Origin of the sequence: Enterobacter cancerogenus, assembly GCF_019047785.1 — a bacterium.
Lineage (GTDB): Bacteria > Pseudomonadota > Gammaproteobacteria > Enterobacterales > Enterobacteriaceae > Enterobacter > Enterobacter cancerogenus.
Map to the genome: position 1 here is coordinate 279,517 of NZ_CP077290.1, position 15,376 is coordinate 294,892.

The 15,376-nt window shown below is 55.6% G+C and carries 14 protein-coding genes; 6 read left to right on the forward strand and 8 right to left on the reverse strand.

All coding sequences use genetic code 11. The features are described 5' to 3' along the window. Positions 1 to 4: 4 nt before the first annotated feature. From I6L58_RS01315 to I6L58_RS01335, 5 genes are read right to left on the reverse strand one after another with little or no spacing between them, the layout of a single operon-like run. A complete protein-coding gene (locus I6L58_RS01315) occupies positions 5 to 1,162 on the reverse strand; it encodes a branched-chain amino acid ABC transporter substrate-binding protein (protein ID WP_088209137.1) in 1,158 nt (385 codons plus the stop codon). Between the two features lie 27 nt (positions 1,163 to 1,189). Continuing rightward, positions 1,190 to 1,909, reverse strand: coding sequence for an ABC transporter ATP-binding protein (locus tag I6L58_RS01320; RefSeq protein WP_088209136.1), 720 nt, complete (start codon positions 1,907 to 1,909; stop codon positions 1,190 to 1,192). Beyond that, positions 1,902 to 2,669, reverse strand: coding sequence for an ABC transporter ATP-binding protein (locus I6L58_RS01325; protein WP_088209135.1), 768 nt, complete (start codon positions 2,667 to 2,669; stop codon positions 1,902 to 1,904). Before I6L58_RS01325 ends, I6L58_RS01320 begins: the two co-directional genes overlap by 8 nt. Then, entirely contained in the window at positions 2,666 to 3,772 is a 1,107-nt protein-coding gene (locus I6L58_RS01330; protein WP_088209134.1) for a branched-chain amino acid ABC transporter permease, read from the reverse strand. The genes I6L58_RS01325 and I6L58_RS01330 overlap by 4 nt, the downstream gene beginning before the upstream one ends. Positions 3,773 to 3,780: 8 nt before the next feature. Beyond that, entirely contained in the window at positions 3,781 to 4,731 is a 951-nt protein-coding gene (locus I6L58_RS01335) for a branched-chain amino acid ABC transporter permease (protein ID WP_088209133.1), read from the reverse strand. A gap of 171 nt (positions 4,732 to 4,902) precedes the next feature. On the opposite strand from I6L58_RS01335, the gene I6L58_RS01340 reads away from it, so the two are divergent. Both I6L58_RS01340 and I6L58_RS22870 read left to right on the forward strand, forming a co-directional pair. Then, positions 4,903 to 5,847 carry a LysR substrate-binding domain-containing protein gene (locus I6L58_RS01340; RefSeq protein ID WP_088209132.1) on the forward strand — a complete coding sequence of 315 codons (945 nt, stop codon included), beginning with the start codon at positions 4,903 to 4,905 and terminating at the stop codon, positions 5,845 to 5,847. A 571-nt stretch (positions 5,848 to 6,418) separates the two neighbouring features. Then, positions 6,419 to 6,715: a CPBP family intramembrane glutamic endopeptidase gene (locus I6L58_RS22870; protein WP_254082170.1), complete on the forward strand. Its 297-nt coding sequence runs from the start codon at positions 6,419 to 6,421 to the stop codon at positions 6,713 to 6,715. A 155-nt stretch (positions 6,716 to 6,870) separates the two neighbouring features. Here the strand turns inward: I6L58_RS22870 and yddG are convergent, their stop codons facing one another. Beyond that, complete coding sequence (yddG, locus tag I6L58_RS01350) at positions 6,871 to 7,749, reverse strand: aromatic amino acid DMT transporter YddG (RefSeq protein WP_088209130.1); 879 nt, start codon at positions 7,747 to 7,749, stop codon at positions 6,871 to 6,873. A 220-nt stretch (positions 7,750 to 7,969) separates the two neighbouring features. Here yddG and fdnG point away from each other — a divergent pair, with 220 nt between their 5' ends. From fdnG to fdnI, 3 genes are read left to right on the forward strand one after another with little or no spacing between them, the layout of a single operon-like run. Further along, positions 7,970 to 11,017 (forward strand): formate dehydrogenase-N subunit alpha, encoded by a 3,048-nt coding sequence (fdnG, locus tag I6L58_RS01355; protein WP_088209129.1) that lies wholly within the window; start codon positions 7,970 to 7,972, stop codon positions 11,015 to 11,017. 11 nt (positions 11,018 to 11,028) lie between these two features. Further along, positions 11,029 to 11,913 carry a formate dehydrogenase subunit beta gene (gene fdxH, locus I6L58_RS01360; protein ID WP_006175370.1) on the forward strand — a complete coding sequence of 295 codons (885 nt, stop codon included), beginning with the start codon at positions 11,029 to 11,031 and terminating at the stop codon, positions 11,911 to 11,913. Next, the gene (gene fdnI / locus I6L58_RS01365) at positions 11,906 to 12,562 is read left to right on the forward strand and encodes a formate dehydrogenase-N subunit gamma (RefSeq protein WP_006175368.1); all 657 of its coding nucleotides are present in this window, start codon (positions 11,906 to 11,908) and stop codon (positions 12,560 to 12,562) included. The genes fdxH and fdnI overlap by 8 nt, the downstream gene beginning before the upstream one ends. Before the next feature lie 38 nt (positions 12,563 to 12,600). Here fdnI and I6L58_RS01370 read toward each other — a convergent pair whose 3' ends face one another. Then, complete coding sequence (locus tag I6L58_RS01370; protein WP_137273146.1) at positions 12,601 to 12,945, reverse strand: hypothetical protein; 345 nt, start codon at positions 12,943 to 12,945, stop codon at positions 12,601 to 12,603. A gap of 293 nt (positions 12,946 to 13,238) precedes the next feature. Further along, positions 13,239 to 14,057, reverse strand: a complete 819-nt coding sequence (gene ppk2, locus I6L58_RS01375) for a polyphosphate kinase 2 (RefSeq protein ID WP_006175363.1) — start codon at positions 14,055 to 14,057, stop codon at positions 13,239 to 13,241. A gap of 143 nt (positions 14,058 to 14,200) precedes the next feature. On the opposite strand from ppk2, the gene araJ reads away from it, so the two are divergent. Continuing rightward, positions 14,201 to 15,376 (forward strand): MFS transporter AraJ, encoded by a 1,176-nt coding sequence (gene araJ / locus I6L58_RS01380; RefSeq protein WP_058608758.1) that lies wholly within the window; start codon positions 14,201 to 14,203, stop codon positions 15,374 to 15,376.

The following is a 15,376-nucleotide window of genomic DNA, read 5'->3' on the forward strand; positions in this document are numbered from 1 at the left end:
GCGGTTATCTGGATTTCGCGCCGCCGAGCACGGTTTGCGGCTGCCATTTCCCGTCGACAACTTTGTAAACGGTGAACGACGGCGAGGTCAGATTGCCTTCTTTATCAAACGCGATTTGTCCGGTCACGCCGGAATAGCTGATGGCGCGCAGGGCAGGCAGATAGTCGGCAGGATCGACCGAGTCCGCTTTTTCCATGGCAGCAACCAGCACGCGGGTAGCGTCATAGGCAAACGGCGCATGCAGTTCGATATGGGTGTGATAGCGGGACTGGTACGCCTGCTCGAAGGCTTTACCGCCCGGCATCTGTTCTACCGGCAGGCCCGGCTCCAGCGCCACGACGCCTTCACCCTCTTTTTGTGCCAGCTGCAGGAAGGTCTGGCTGACGAAGCCGCCCGCGCCCATCAGAGTGGCCTTCATGCCCAGCTGTTTGATGCGTCGCGCCAGCGGGGCGGCCTGGCTGTCCACGCCGCCGAAGAAGATCAGGTCGGCATTTTTACTGCGAATCGCGGTCAGCACGGCGCTGAAATCGACGGTTTTATCGTCGACATACTGGCGGTCAACGATCTTCACGCCCTGTGCATCCAGCGACTTAATGAACTCGTCCGCCAGACCCTGACCAAAGGCGGTACGGTCGTCGATCACCGCAATGCGTTTCGCTTTCAGGGTATTGACCGCGTACTGACCGGCAAACTGGCCGCCGTCATCGTCGTGACCCATCACGCGGAAGCTGGTGTCAAAGCCCTGTTTGGTATAGGCATGACCGGTTGCGACCGGGGCAACCTGCGCGATACCCGCGTCGTGATAGACCCGCGCTGCCGGAATGCTGGTGCCGGTGTTCCAGTGGCCGACCACGCCCGCCGCGCCGCTGTCGACCAGACGCTGCGCCACGGCAACGGCGGTACGCGGGTCGGACTGGTCATCTTCGGACTGCAGCTTAAAGGTCACGGCTTTGCCGCCGATGGTCGGGTGCTGTTTGTTGATATCATCAATAGCCAGCTGCGCGCCGTTTTCGAGATCTTTCCCGATACGGGCAGACGGCCCGGTTAACGGCCCCGCCAGGCCAATGACCACGGTTTCGCTGTCTGCTGCCCATGCGCCGGTAGAGGCAAAACCGCTGAGCAGAATAGCGGCGCTAAGCGCACTGATTTTTACTGTTTTCATTGTTTTCCCTGATGTTGGTTGGTGTTGTTAAACGGGCATTTCGCCCAAATAAATGTGTGCAATCTGGTCATCATTGAGCAGCGCGTGAGACTCACCGCGATGCACAATGCTGCCGCTGTCCATCACCCAGGCGCTGTCCGTGACCTCAAGCGCCAGACGGGCATTCTGTTCGATAAGCAGCAGGGCGACGCCGCGTTCGCGCAGCCCGGCGATGACGGCAAAAATGTGTTCAACCATCTTCGGCGCAAGCCCCATCGACGGCTCGTCGAGGATCAGCAGCCGCGGGCGGCTGAGCAGGGCGCGGTTCAGCGCCAGCAGCTGTTGCTCCCCGCCGGAGAGCAGGCCTGCCAGCTGGTGCTGGCGCTCACCGAGACGCGGGAAACGGTCAAAAATCTCGTTCATTTCGCGCTTAACGGTGACGCTGTCACTTCTCAGCCAGGCACCCATCTGCAAATTTTCCAGTACCGTCATTCGGGCGAAGATGCCGCGCCCTTCGGGAACCATCACCAGGCCGTCGCGCAGCAGGGCTTCGGGTTTCTGTTTGCGGACATTTTTGCCATTAAAGGTGATGGTGCCGGTAAAACGTTCCAGCCCGGTAATGGCGCGAACGGTGGAACTTTTACCGGTGCCATTTGCGCCGATAAGCGTGGCTTGCTCACCGTCGTGCAAGGTGAAGGAGACATCGCGTACTGCCTGAATGCCGCCGTAATGCACGTCGAGGCGTTCGACCTTAAGAAGTTCAGACATGGGCGTTGCCTCCAAGCCAGGCCGCAATAACTGCCGGATCGCGTCGCACGCTTTCCGGCGTACCGCTGGCGAGCGTTTTGCCATAGTCGAGGACCGTCAGGCGGTCGCAGATGCCCATGACCAGCTTGACGTCGTGTTCAATCATCAGCAGCGTTTTGCCGTCGTCGCGGATGCGGATTAACAGCTCGCCCAGAGCGACTTTTTCCGTCGCATTCATTCCGGCGGCGGGTTCATCCAGCGCCAGAAGCTGCGGGTCCGTTGCCATGGCGCGTGCGATTTCGAGCCGACGCTGGTGTCCATAGGCCAGATCGCAGGCGCGGTAGTGGGCATACTTCGCAATGCCGGTGTACTCCAGCCAGTGCCAGGCCTGTTCACGAGTTTGTGCTTCTTCCGCGCGGGCGCGTTTGTGACGGCTCAGCGCCGCCCATAGTCCGTTGCGGGTGCGCACATGCCGCCCGACCATCACGTTTTCAAGCACCGACATGTCGTTAAACAGGCGCACGTTCTGGAAGGTTCTGGCGATCCCGGCGGCGGTCACCTTCTCGATCTGTTTCGGGAAGTAGGGTTTGTCCGCAATGAAAAATTCACCGCTGTCGGCCGGGTAAAGCCCGGTGATCAGGTTGAAGCAGGTGGTTTTTCCCGCGCCGTTAGGGCCAATCAGGCCGTAGATCTCGCCCCGGTTAATGGAGAGCGAGACGTTATCGACCGCGGTCAGGCCGCCAAAACGTTTGGACATGTTACGCACGGTTAACAGGCTCATGCTTTCACCTCCTTATGACGTACCGGCCAGATGCCGGACGGACGAACGAGCATGACCAGCACCAGCGCCAGTCCGTAAAACAGCTGGCGTAACACTTCGGGATCGATGAGTACCGTTCCGAACAGTGCCTGTTGCACCGGTGCCGCCTGGCTGCGCAGCAGCTCCGGCAGGGCGGTTAACAGTACCGCGCCGAGGATCACGCCCGGGATGTGTCCCATCCCGCCGAGCACCACCATCGCCAGCACGGCAATGGACTCCTGAAGGGTGAAGGATTCCGGTGAGACGAATCCCTGAAACGCGCCAAACAACGCGCCCGCTACGCCGCCAAACGAGGCACCCATCGCAAAGGCCAGCAGCTTGTAGTTGCGCACGTTAATGCCCATCGCCCGGGCAACATCCTCGTCTTCACGGATGGCGTGCCAGGCGCGGCCAATGCGCGAATGCTGCAGACGCAGGCAGACGAAGATAATCCCCACGATCACCAGCATCAGCAGGTAGTACCACAGCCACAGGGCAGGCACCTTCACGCCGAACCAGTGGTATACGCCGCTGAACTTCAGGCCAAACAGGTTCAGGGTATCAACGCCGGTAATGCCCTTAGCGCCGTTGGTGATGTTCACCGGGCGGTCAAGGTTGCGCATCAGGATACGGATGATCTCCCCGAAGCCGAGGGTCACGATGGCCAGATAGTCGCCGCGCAGCTTCAGCGTCGGCGCGCCGAGAACGATGCCGCACACCGCCGCAACCAGTGCGGCGACGGGGATGATCAGCAGATAGGATGTGTGCAGCCCGTCGGGGAACCAGACGGCGAGGATCGGGAACACCTCCAGCAGATGTGGAGAAGCCAACAGCGCGGCGAGATACGCCCCGACCGCGTAAAAGGCAATAAAGCCCATATCCAGCAGGCCGGTGTAGCCGACGACGATATTCAGCCCCAGCGCCAGCATGATGTAGAGCAGCGCGAAGTCGATCACGCGCACCCAGTAGTTACCGCCGAGTTGGGTGGCAACGACGGGCGCCACCAGCAGGGCAAGGCAGAACAGCGTCATGCCGGACCAGAATTTGCGCGTCGCGGCGGGTGTAGGTAGTGGTATGGTTGTCATCGTTTCCCTTACGCTCTGTGCGCCACGCGCTCGCCAAGTAAACCGGCCGGGCGGAAGACCAGCACTAGAATCAGCACGATGAAGGCAAACACGTCCTGATAATTACTGCCCAACACGCCGTCAGTGAGTTCACCGAGGTAGCCTGCACCCAGCGCTTCGATGACGCCGAGTAAGATCCCGCCGATCATCGCGCCGCGTATATTGCCAATCCCGCCGAGTACCGCCGCGGTAAAGGCTTTAATGCCCGGCAAAAAGCCCATCGAGAAGCTGGCGTTGCCGTAGTTGCTGGCCATCATCACGCCCGCCAGTGCGGCAAACATCCCGCCGATGGCAAAGGTCAGCGTAATAATGGCGTTTGGATTGACCCCCATCAGCGTGGCGACGCGTGGGTTTTCAGCAACCGCCCGCATGCCGCGCCCGAGCCGGGTGTATTCCACCAGCAGCCACAGCCCGATCATCACGATCAGCGCCAGCGCGACGGTGACAATCCCCGTTACGGTGATAATGGCAGGGGGATGCGCTTCGCTACCGGCGGTGATGGCAATGGGGTCCATAGGCAGGATCTGCGGGAACATCAGCGGATTACGCGTCCAGATAATCATCGCCACCGTTTGCAGTAATACGGAGACGCCAATCCCGGAGATCAGCGGTGCAAGGCGCGGCGCGTTGCGCAGGCGGCGATAGGCGAAGCGTTCTACCGCCATGGCCAGCAGGGCGCAAACCGCCATGGCAATCGACAGGGCAAAGCCGAGCTGCAGCAGCTGCGGCATGTGCGGGAAGGTTGTGTTCAGGGCGTTGAGGGCGGAGAGCGTGGTAAGCGCGCCAACCATCAGAATATCGCCGTGGGCAAAGTTAATAATGCGCAAAATGCCATACACCATGGTATAGCCCAGCGCGATCAGCGCGTAGATGCTTCCCAGCATCACACCGTTGATCAGTTGTTGTATGAGTGTGTCCAACGTTCGTACCCGACAAATTGCTCTTTCAGCGGCTACCATCCAACAAATGAATAAAATTGTAAAATACAGATAAATTATTTCTTATGATAAACCGGTATTGTTTTATCTTTATGATTTGCATGACTATATTGAAAGCCCATGACGGGGTAAAAAGCCTAAAGAAATCAATATATGAATAAAACAGAACAATCGAACGCTGCGCCCGCCTATGGTGAAAGCCGCCTGGCAAACGACCCGCCGCTGCGTGCCGTTCGTGCCTTTGAAGCCATTGCCCGGCTGGGAAGCGTAACGCAGGCCGCGCAGGAGCTGGATATTTCGCCCTCAGCCGTGAGCCATCAGTTGAAAGTGCTGGAAGGGTATCTCCAGATGCCGCTGACCGAGCGCCAGGGAAGGAAGCTGGTGCTGAGCCAGCAGGGACGCGATTACTACCGTTCCATCCGCGCGGCCTTTAACGTGCTGCGTCAGGCGACGGAACATCTGGTAGAACAGTCGCAAACGCGCCAAGTCACCATCAGTCTGATCCCGCTGTTCGGCATGGGCTGGTTTATTCCACGCCTGCCGGCATTTATGCGGGCGAATCCCCAAACCGAAATCAACGTGGTGTATGCCAACCATCGCAACTACCTGAGCGATGCCTCGGATATGTCGATCCGCTTCGGCAACGGGCAGTGGGCGGGCTATCAAAGTGAAAAGTTGATTTCAGGACAAATGGTCCCGGTGTGCAGCCGCGCATTTTTACGCATTCACGGGCATATCGACACCCCGGAGCAGCTTCTGCAAATGCCGTTGCTGCACGATGAGGAGCGATCCACCTGGCAGCAGTGGTTTGTGCAGCAGGGGGTGAAACGTCCCCCGCGCCGCAGCGGCCCGATGTTTGAAGATGGCTTGCTGACGCTCGCGGGCGTGCAGGCCGGGCTGGGCTGCGCGCTGATGCGCGAGCCGCTGATTGCGCCTTATCTTGAGAGCGGTGAGCTGGTGAAAATTTTCAATGCGCCGATCGACGACGGGCGAGATTACTACCTGTGCGTGCGGTCTGACACGGACATGACCGAGGACGGCAAGCTGCTGCAAAACTGGCTGCGCCGTGCCGCAGGGGGCGAACAGCCCGGGGTATAGCAGACAATAAAGGTGCCGTCGTCGAGCAGACTGCTTTAACATGTACAATGGCAGCCTTACATTTACTTACATATATTCACTATCATTTACATAGGTATTATAAGATATTTTTTAGCACAAAATGCAAAACTAAAAATGATTTGAGTATCGTAACCCTATTAATTGATTTTATAGAGAAAATGTTTAAACCATGAAATATACCATGCTGAACATGATCATGTTGAGACATGTCAGTCCGTTCACTTATAGCAAAAAAAACGTACTCGTTTTTTTCATTGTGTCTGTTATTGCAATAGCTATAACGTTATCACCAGCCATCACGCTCAGCTATCTTTCTTTCGATGAGTCATTTCTTTTAGTGTTTATTGCGAATTTTTTAATTGCTCTTTTTGTATACTTCTTTTATTTAAGAAGTGTCGATGGCTTTAAAATAACGCCAATGACAAATGTATCGTCACTCATATTTTCAGCTATTGTATTGCTTATCATTCTGTTGGTTCAGTATGCTATTTGTGTTTACAGAGAGAGTTTATATCATTATGAGCCTGCACAGATAAATTTGATCGCTTTCATGGTCGCCTCCTTCGTCGTGCCCTACTATGAGGAGATCATTTACAGGGGATGTATCTTCGGTTGCTTATACTCCGTCTTTAATAAAAGTTATTTGATTCCCTGCATACTGACTTCACTGATTTTTTGCCTGATGCATGGACAGTATTATAATGTGTTAGATCAGGCGATTCTTTTTATGATATCAATATTGCTTTTGATGGTCAGGATAAAAAGTAGAGGCCTTTTTTATCCTATTGCAATTCATTCGTGTATGAATGTTTTTGTGCTGTCGTCAAATTACTTAAGCGGGTTTTGAAGATGACGCTATTCAGGATCGTCATACCGATCCTGAGTAGGGTAAACATGTCCTACCTGCGTCATTCGATTATCTGTAAGCGCACTTGCGATAGTATTCATATTTCCGTACCTGTTCTGCCGGGCAAGTGTTGTGCCCGGCAGCATTAAAGCGGCTCATTTTCGCGTGGCGTGCCAGCACAACAATGACCCGACGCATACCATCACCGCGCCCTGCCAAAAAGCGAAGGAGAGCGGCGCGCTTAACAGGGCGGCCGCCAGCGCGGAGGATAATATCGGCGTAAAATAGGAGGCGGCGGCGAGCAGGGTCACATTACCGTGCAGAATACCGACATTCCAGGCTGCGTAGCCAAAACCCAGCGCGACGCCACAGAGTAATAGCTTCACCACCACCGGTACGTTGAACATCATTTCTGGCTGATCGCTGAGGACATATTTGATCCACAAGCTGAGCGCCGTCAGCAACACGAAAAGGGTAATACCGTTTTTCCCGCCGGCATATTTGCTGGTTACGGTGCAGTAAGCCGCCCAGATAAATGCCCCGGAGAAGGCCAGGGCATAACTCAGCGGGCTGGAGGTAATATTGCGGAGGATTTCATCTACCTGTAATCCCTGTTCGCCGCCTAATACCCAGCTCACGCCCAGCAGGGAGAGGGCCAGGCCGGGGATCACCCAAAGAGTCGATTTTTGGCCGTTGAACAAAATCGCAAACACAATCGTCAGGCTCGGCCACAGATAATTGACCATCCCCACTTCGATGGCCTGCGAACGCGTGGCGGCGTAGCCCAGCGACAGGGCCAGGCAAATTTCATAGCTGACGAACAGCACGCTCCCGGCAATAAGATAGCGCGGGGAAAAGCGTCTTACATCGGGAAAACCCACCGTGACCAGACATAACAGACCGCTCACGGTGTAAATCATTGCCGCGCCGCCCACCGGCCCCAGCGCTTCGCTTACGCTGCGAATCAGCCCGACCATGGTGCTCCATAACAGTATTGCCGCCAGTCCTGTGAGCGTCGCTCTCTTTCTGTCCATTTCTTCGCCAGTGTTCTTATATTCAAAGGGAAAAGTTATAACATTGATTCCATTCACCTTGCGAATAATGTGCGCGCAAAGTAGCCCCTAAGGAGTACATAAACCCAGCGGCCATGACTATTTAGGGGGCTAAATAAGGTGTACTTGATTTGACGCAAAAAAAACAGGGGCTTTGCTGTTAGCTTGCGGCGCGAATTCTCAAAAGTAAACGAGGACAGCAATGGACGTCAGCCGCAGACAATTTTTCAAAATCTGCGCGGGCGGTATGGCCGGGACAACAGTCGCTGCGTTGGGATTCGCTCCCAAAATGGCACTGGCTCAGGCGCGCAACTTTAAACTGCTGCGCGCCAAAGAGATCCGTAACACCTGCACATACTGCTCCGTGGGTTGTGGGCTATTGATGTATAGCCTGGGTGATGGCGCAAAAAACGCCAAAGAAGCGATTTATCATATTGAAGGGGATCCGGATCATCCGGTGAGCCGTGGGGCACTTTGCCCGAAAGGCGCGGGGCTGCTGGACTACGTTCACAGCGAAAACCGTCTGCGCTATCCGGAGTACCGCGCGCCAGGTTCTGACAAATGGCAGCGTATCTCCTGGGATGACGCGTTCACCCGCATTGCAAAATTAATGAAAGCCGACCGCGACGCCAACTTTATTGAAAAGAACGAGCAGGGTGTCACGGTTAACCGCTGGCTTTCCACCGGGATGCTTTGCGCATCCGCGGCAAGCAATGAAACCGGCATGCTGACGCAAAAATTTGTGCGCTCCCTTGGCATGCTGGCAGTAGACAACCAGGCGCGCGTCTGACACGGACCAACGGTAGCAAGTCTTGCTCCAACATTTGGTCGCGGTGCGATGACCAACCACTGGGTTGATATCAAAAACGCCAACGTCGTCGTGGTCATGGGCGGTAACGCCGCTGAGGCCCATCCGGTGGGATTCCGCTGGGCGATGGAAGCGAAAAACAACAACGATGCGACGCTTATCGTCGTCGATCCGCGCTTTACGCGTACGGCATCGGTGGCCGATATTTATGCGCCAATCCGCTCCGGTACGGACATTACGTTCCTGTCTGGCGTGCTGTTGTACCTGATCGAAAACAACAAAATTAACGCTGAATACGTTAAGCATTACACCAACGCCGGCCTGCTGGTGCGGGAAGATTTTGCCTTTGAAGACGGCCTGTTCAGCGGCTATGACGCGGAAAAACGTCAGTACGATAAGTCTTCCTGGAACTACCAGTTCGACGAAAACGGCTACGCGAAACGCGACGACACCCTGACCGATCCGCGCTGCGTGTGGAATATGCTGAAACAGCACGTGTCCCGCTACACGCCGGATGTGGTTGAAAATATCTGCGGTACGCCAAAAGCAGATTTCCTGAAAGTGTGTGAAGTGCTGGCGTCTACCAGTGCAGCAGACAGAACCACCACGTTCCTGTATGCGCTTGGCTGGACACAGCACACCGTGGGCGCGCAGAACATCCGCACCATGGCGATGATCCAGCTGCTGCTCGGCAACATGGGGATGGCCGGTGGCGGCGTGAACGCGCTGCGTGGTCACTCCAACATTCAGGGCCTGACCGATCTTGGCCTGCTGTCGACCAGCCTGCCGGGCTATCTGACGCTGCCGTCAGAAAAACAGACTGATTTCCAGACCTGGCTCACGGCAAATACGCCAAAAGCCACGCTGCCGGATCAGGTGAACTACTGGAGTAACTATCCGAAGTTCGCCGTCAGCCTGATGAAATCCTTCTACGGCGATGCGGCGCAGAAAGAGAACGACTGGGGCTTTGAGTGGCTGCCGAAATGGGACCAGGCCTACGATGTCATCAAGTATTTCAACATGATGGATAAAGGTAACGTCACGGGCTACATCTGCCAGGGCTTTAACCCTGTTGCGTCGTTCCCGGACAAAAACAAAGTGGTCCGCAGCCTGAGCAAGCTGAAGTACATGGTGGTTATCGATCCGCTGGTGACCGAAACCTCGACCTTCTGGCAGAACCATGGGGAATCCAACGACGTCGATCCGGCCTCGATTCAGACCGAAGTGTTCCGCCTGCCGTCTACCTGCTTCGCGGAAGAGGATGGCTCTATTGCCAACTCTGGTCGCTGGCTGCAGTGGCACTGGAAAGGCCAGGATGCACCGGGTGAAGCCCGTAACGACGGCGAAATTCTGGCGGGCATTTACCATCGTCTGCGCGAAATGTATCGCACGGAAGGCGGCAAAGGCGCCGAGCCGCTGCTGAAAATGAGCTGGAACTACAAGCAGCCGGACCATCCTGAGTCAGAGGAAGTGGCCAAAGAGAACAACGGCGTTGCGCTGGCGGATCTCTATGACGCTAACGGCAACCTGCTGGCGAAGAAAGGCCAGTTGCTGAACAGCTTCGCTCTGCTACGTGATGACGGCACCACGGCCTCTTCGTGCTGGATTTATGCCGGCAGCTGGACCGAGCAGGGTAACCAGATGGCTAATCGCGATAACGCCGACCCGTCAGGCCTTGGCAATACGCTGGGCTGGGCATGGGCGTGGCCGCTTAACCGTCGCGTGCTCTACAACCGTGCGTCTGCGGACATCAACGGCAAGCCGTGGGATCCAAAACGTATGCTGATCGAGTGGAACGGTTCGAAGTGGACGGGGAACGATATCCCGGACTTCAACACCGCCGCGCCGGGCAGCAAAACCGGGCCGTTCATCATGCAGCCGGAAGGGCTGGGACGTCTGTTTGCCCTCGACAAGCTGGCTGAAGGGCCGTTCCCGGAACACTACGAGCCGATGGAAACGCCGCTGGGCACCAACCCGCTGCACCCGAACGTGGTGTCCAGCCCGGTGGTGCGTATCTACGAAGACGACGTGCTGCGTTTAGGCAAGAAGGACAAGTTCCCTTACGTGGGGACTACCTACCGCCTGACCGAGCATTTCCACACCTGGACCAAGCACGCGCGGCTTAACGCCATCGCGCAGCCGGAACAGTTTGTGGAGATCAGCGAGACGCTGGCGAAAGCGAAGGGGATTGCCAACGGCGATCGCGTGAAGGTCAGCAGCAAGCGCGGCTTTATTCGCGCCGTTGCGGTGGTGACCCGCCGTCTGCAGAGCCTGAACGTGCATGGCCAGCAGGTGGAAACCGTCGGTATTCCGCTGCACTGGGGCTTTGAAGGCGTAGCGCAGAAGGGCTACATCGCCAATACCCTGACGCCTAACGTCGGCGATTCCAACTCGCAAACGCCGGAGTACAAAGCGTTTCTGGTCAACATCGAGAAAGCGTAAGGAGCGATTAAATGGCGATGGAAACACAAGACATTATCAAACGCTCCGCGACTAACCCTATCACGCCCGCGCCTCGCGGGCGGGATTACAAGGCTGAAGTTGCCAAGCTTATCGATGTCTCCTCCTGCGTGGGCTGTAAAGCCTGCCAGGTGGCATGTTCAGAGTGGAACGATATTCGTGATGAGGTGGGTCACTGCGTTGGGGTCTACGATAACCCGGCCGATCTGAGCGCCAAATCCTGGACGGTGATGCGCTTTAGCGAAACCGAGCAGAACGGCAAGCTGGAGTGGTTGATCCGTAAAGACGGCTGTATGCACTGTGAAGATCCGGGCTGCCTTAAGGCCTGCCCGTCTGCCGGTGCGATTATTCAGTACGCCAACGGCATCGTGGATTTCCAGCAGGACAACTGTATCGGCTGCGGCTACTGCATCGCGGGCTGTCCGTTTAACGTCCCGCGCCTCAATAAAGAGGATAACCGGGTCTATAAATGCACCCTGTGCGTGGATCGCGTCAGCGTCGGGCAAGAGCCTGCCTGCGTGAAGACCTGCCCGACCGGGGCCATTCACTTCGGGACCAAAACCGAGATGCTGGAAGTGGCGCAGCAGCGCGTCGATAAGTTAAAAGCGCGAGGCTACGAAAACGCAGGCGTGTATAACCCGCAGGGCGTAGGCGGAACGCACGTGATGTATGTACTGCACCACAACGACCAGCCGGAGCTGTACCACAATCTGCCGAAAGATCCGGCGATCGACACCTCGATCAACCTGTGGAAAGGGGCGCTCAAGCCGCTCTCCGCGGCGGGCTTTATCGCCACCTTTGCCGGGCTGATTTATCACTATATCGGCATTGGTCCGAACAAAGAGGTGGATGACGACGAGGAGGAGCATCATGAGTAAGTCAAAGATGATTGTGCGCACGAAATTTATCGACCGCGCCTGTCACTGGACGGTGGTGATCTGCTTCTTCCTGGTGGCGGTATCGGGGATATCGTTCTTCTTCCCGACGCTGCAGTGGCTGACGGAAACCTTTGGTACACCGCAGATGGGGCGCATTCTGCACCCGTTCTTTGGCGTGCTGATTTTCGTGGTGCTGATGTTTATGTTCGTACGCTTCGTACACCACAACATCCCGGACAAGCAGGACATTCCGTGGGTGAAGGGGATTATCGAAGTTCTGAAAGGCAACGAGCATAAGGTCGCCAAAGTCGGCAAATATAACGCCGGACAAAAGATGATGTTCTGGACCATCATGAGCATGATTTTCGTGCTGCTGGTGACTGGCGTGATCATCTGGCGTCCGTACTTTGCGCCTTATTTCCCGATCCAGTGGGTTCGCTATGCGCTGCTGATCCACGCGACCTCGGCCATCATCCTGATCCACGCCATCCTGATCCATATGTATATGGCTTTCTGGGTGAAAGGGTCGATTAAGGGGATGATTGAAGGGAAGGTGAGTCGCCGCTGGGCGCAGAAACACCACCCGCGCTGGTACCGCGACGTTGAACGTCAGGAAGCGAAAGAAGAGAGCACCAAAGGGCTCAAATAGTATTAAACGCCGCCGGTTTCGACCGGCGGCGTTTTGCTTTATTTGCTTCCCGCCATCAATTGTGCAAAAAAGGATTTCGTTTTGTTCGTATGACAGTCAGCGTTAATTTCGTTTGTGATAATTTCTGCTTTTGCATGTTCGACAAGCCGCTTAAATCTACGTTTTATCTCTTTCCCCTGAGCGCTGCAGTCTGCTGAGTCGGCCAGAAACACAGCCGCATTATAAGCCGCATAACACTCATCTATATTGACCGGGTCAGACTTACAACCGCTAAATACGCTATAAGTCAGATCGGGATGATCTTTGTAATAACTTATTTCAGGTGTGTCGTTGAGTCGTGAAAATATACCAGGAAGTAAGATCGCTGAGGCACCGGTCAGCATAATGATTCCCGTCAGGGCTAAATATCTGAACCTCATGATTGCTCCCCCAGGCTGAGCAGGGCGTCCTGCTGTAAGGTCAAATGCAGGCAGTCAGTTGAACATCGGGCATAGCCAATGTGAATGTCATTCATAGCGATGTACGTATAAGGGGCTGGCAAAGAGATTGATATCGTACCAGTGATGGGAGACAACGTCAGCCGTGATTTTCAGGGTCATTCACTTTCCAATCTGCTTCTCATAAGGGAAAGCGATCCGCCGGTTTCGACCGGCGGCGTTTTGCTTTCAGACCGTGGTTAAAATCGTTCTTCTACATACCTGAACGGGTATTTTGTCGGCTTTACCTTACCTATTTTACGCTTCGGTAAATCCAGCGTTTCGATATGCAGGTCTTTATAGGGGATCTGGGAAAGCAGGTGCGAAATAATATTTAACCGCACGCGTTTTTTATCCTCCGACCGGGCGACGAACCACGGTGCCCAGGCGGTGTCGGTGGCTTTGAACATCTCGTCGCGCGCGACCGTATACTCATCCCATAGATTGAACGATTTAATGTCCATCGGCGACAGTTTCCAGGTTTTCCGTCCGTCGTTAATACGGTCGCGCAGGCGGCGCTCCTGCTCTTTTGGCGTCACTTCAAGCCAGTATTTCAGTAAGATGATCCCCGCATCAACCATCGCTTTTTCCATAACCGGCGTGCCATCAAGAAACTTTTCCACCTGTTCCGGGGTGCAAAAACCCATCACGCGCTCAACGCCCGCGCGGTTATACCAGCTGCGATCGAAGATGACGATTTCACCCGCCGAGGGCAGGTGGGAGACGTAACGCTGCAAGTAGAGCTGGCTCTTCTCCTTTTCTGTGGGAGCCGGCAGGGCGACAACCCGGAATACCCGGGGGCTAACGCGCTCGGTGATGGCCTTGATGGTTCCCCCTTTGCCTGCGCCGTCTCGCCCCTCAAACACGATACAGACTTTCAACCCTTTGCTCACCACCCACTGCTGAAGCTTCACCAGCTCTACGTGCAGGCGGCGCAGCTCTTTTTCATACTCTTTCGTTTTAAGCGGTGTTTTCGTCGCGTCATCAACCACTTTGCTCGCGTTCTTTTTGCTGACCATACTTGTCATCCTCTTGCGGACCCACCTGAAGTGTAATCGACCTGAATAAATGGATTAACGTGTCAGAGATCGGTTTTGAACTGGCTCACCATACCAGTTTGGTCAATAATGCTCGCTGCCTCTCATTTATTTGCGGTTGCGGTATGAAAAAAACAATATTTTCGCTGGCACTGGGCACGTTTGGCCTGGGGATGGCCGAGTTTGGCATTATGGGCGTGCTCACCGAACTGGCGCACGACACCGGGATATCCATTCCATCCGCTGGAAACATGATCTCGTTTTACGCCTTCGGCGTGGTGATTGGCGCACCGATTGTGGCGCTCTTTTCCAGCAAGTTCTCGCTGAAATCCACGCTACTGTTTCTGGTGGCGATGTGCGCAATCGGCAACGCCATTTTTGCGTTCTCATCCTCCTGGTATGGTCTGGCGATGGGACGTTTGATTTCCGGTTTCCCTCATGGTGCCATCTTTGGCGTGGGGGCGATTGTGCTGTCGAAAATCGCGCCGCCGGGGAAGGTAACGGTCGCGGTCGCGGGGATGATTGCCGGGATGACCGTTGCCAACCTGGTGGGCGTACCGCTGGGAACCTGGCTCGGACATGCATTCAGCTGGCGTTATACCTTCTTCCTGATTGCCTTGTTCGATGCGCTGGTTATTCTCTCCGTGCTGCTGTGGGTGCCCACAATCCACGATAAAACCGCTGCCCGGTTGACCGAACAGTTTCATTTTTTGAAGCGCCCGGAACCCTGGCTGATTTTTGCCGCCACCATGTTTGGCAACGCCGGGGTGTTTGCCTGGTTTAGCTTCGTGAAGCCTTTTATGCTCAACGTTTCCGGTTTCTCTGAAGGGGGAATGACGGCGATTATGATGCTGATGGGGCTTGGGATGGTGCTGGGCAACCTGATGAGCGGGAAACTCTCCGGCCGCTTTAGCCCGTTACGGATTGCCGCTACAACCGATCTGGTGATTGTCGCCTCGCTGCTGCTGCTCTTCGCGTTTGGCGAGCATCAGACCGCTTCGCTGACGATGGGGTTCATCTGCTGTGCCGGTTTGTTTGCGCTCTCTGCGCCGCTGCAGATCCTGCTGCTGCAAAATGCGAAGGGGGGCGAACTGCTCGGGGCGGCGGGAGGCCAGATGGCGTTCAATCTGGGCAGCGCAATTGGCGCATATTTTGGCGGGATGATGATCACGCTCGGCTTTAGCTGGAGCTACGTTACGCTACCTGCGGCGCTGCTGTCGTTCTCCGCGATGGTATCGCTGTTGCTCTACGGCTATCAGAAGGCCAAACGTACGCAGGCTAACGCGCGAGCGCTAGCCTGA

Coding starts and splice junctions, on each gene's coding strand:
- I6L58_RS01315 (WP_088209137.1), bottom strand. CDS start 1,162: ATGAAAACAGTAAAAATCAGTGCGCTTAGCGCCGCTATTCTGCTCAGC.
- I6L58_RS01320 (WP_088209136.1), bottom strand. CDS start 1,909: ATGTCTGAACTTCTTAAGGTCGAACGCCTCGACGTGCATTACGGCGGC.
- I6L58_RS01325 (WP_088209135.1), bottom strand. CDS start 2,669: ATGAGCCTGTTAACCGTGCGTAACATGTCCAAACGTTTTGGCGGCCTG.
- I6L58_RS01330 (WP_088209134.1), bottom strand. CDS start 3,772: ATGACAACCATACCACTACCTACACCCGCCGCGACGCGCAAATTCTGG.
- I6L58_RS01340 (WP_088209132.1), top strand. CDS start 4,903: ATGAATAAAACAGAACAATCGAACGCTGCGCCCGCCTATGGTGAAAGC.
- I6L58_RS22870 (WP_254082170.1), top strand. CDS start 6,419: ATGGTCGCCTCCTTCGTCGTGCCCTACTATGAGGAGATCATTTACAGG.
- yddG (WP_088209130.1), bottom strand. CDS start 7,749: ATGGACAGAAAGAGAGCGACGCTCACAGGACTGGCGGCAATACTGTTA.
- fdxH (WP_006175370.1), top strand. CDS start 11,029: ATGGCGATGGAAACACAAGACATTATCAAACGCTCCGCGACTAACCCT.
- fdnI (WP_006175368.1), top strand. CDS start 11,906: ATGAGTAAGTCAAAGATGATTGTGCGCACGAAATTTATCGACCGCGCC.
- I6L58_RS01370 (WP_137273146.1), bottom strand. CDS start 12,945: ATGCTGACCGGTGCCTCAGCGATCTTACTTCCTGGTATATTTTCACGA.
- ppk2 (WP_006175363.1), bottom strand. CDS start 14,057: ATGGTCAGCAAAAAGAACGCGAGCAAAGTGGTTGATGACGCGACGAAA.
- araJ (WP_058608758.1), top strand. CDS start 14,201: ATGAAAAAAACAATATTTTCGCTGGCACTGGGCACGTTTGGCCTGGGG.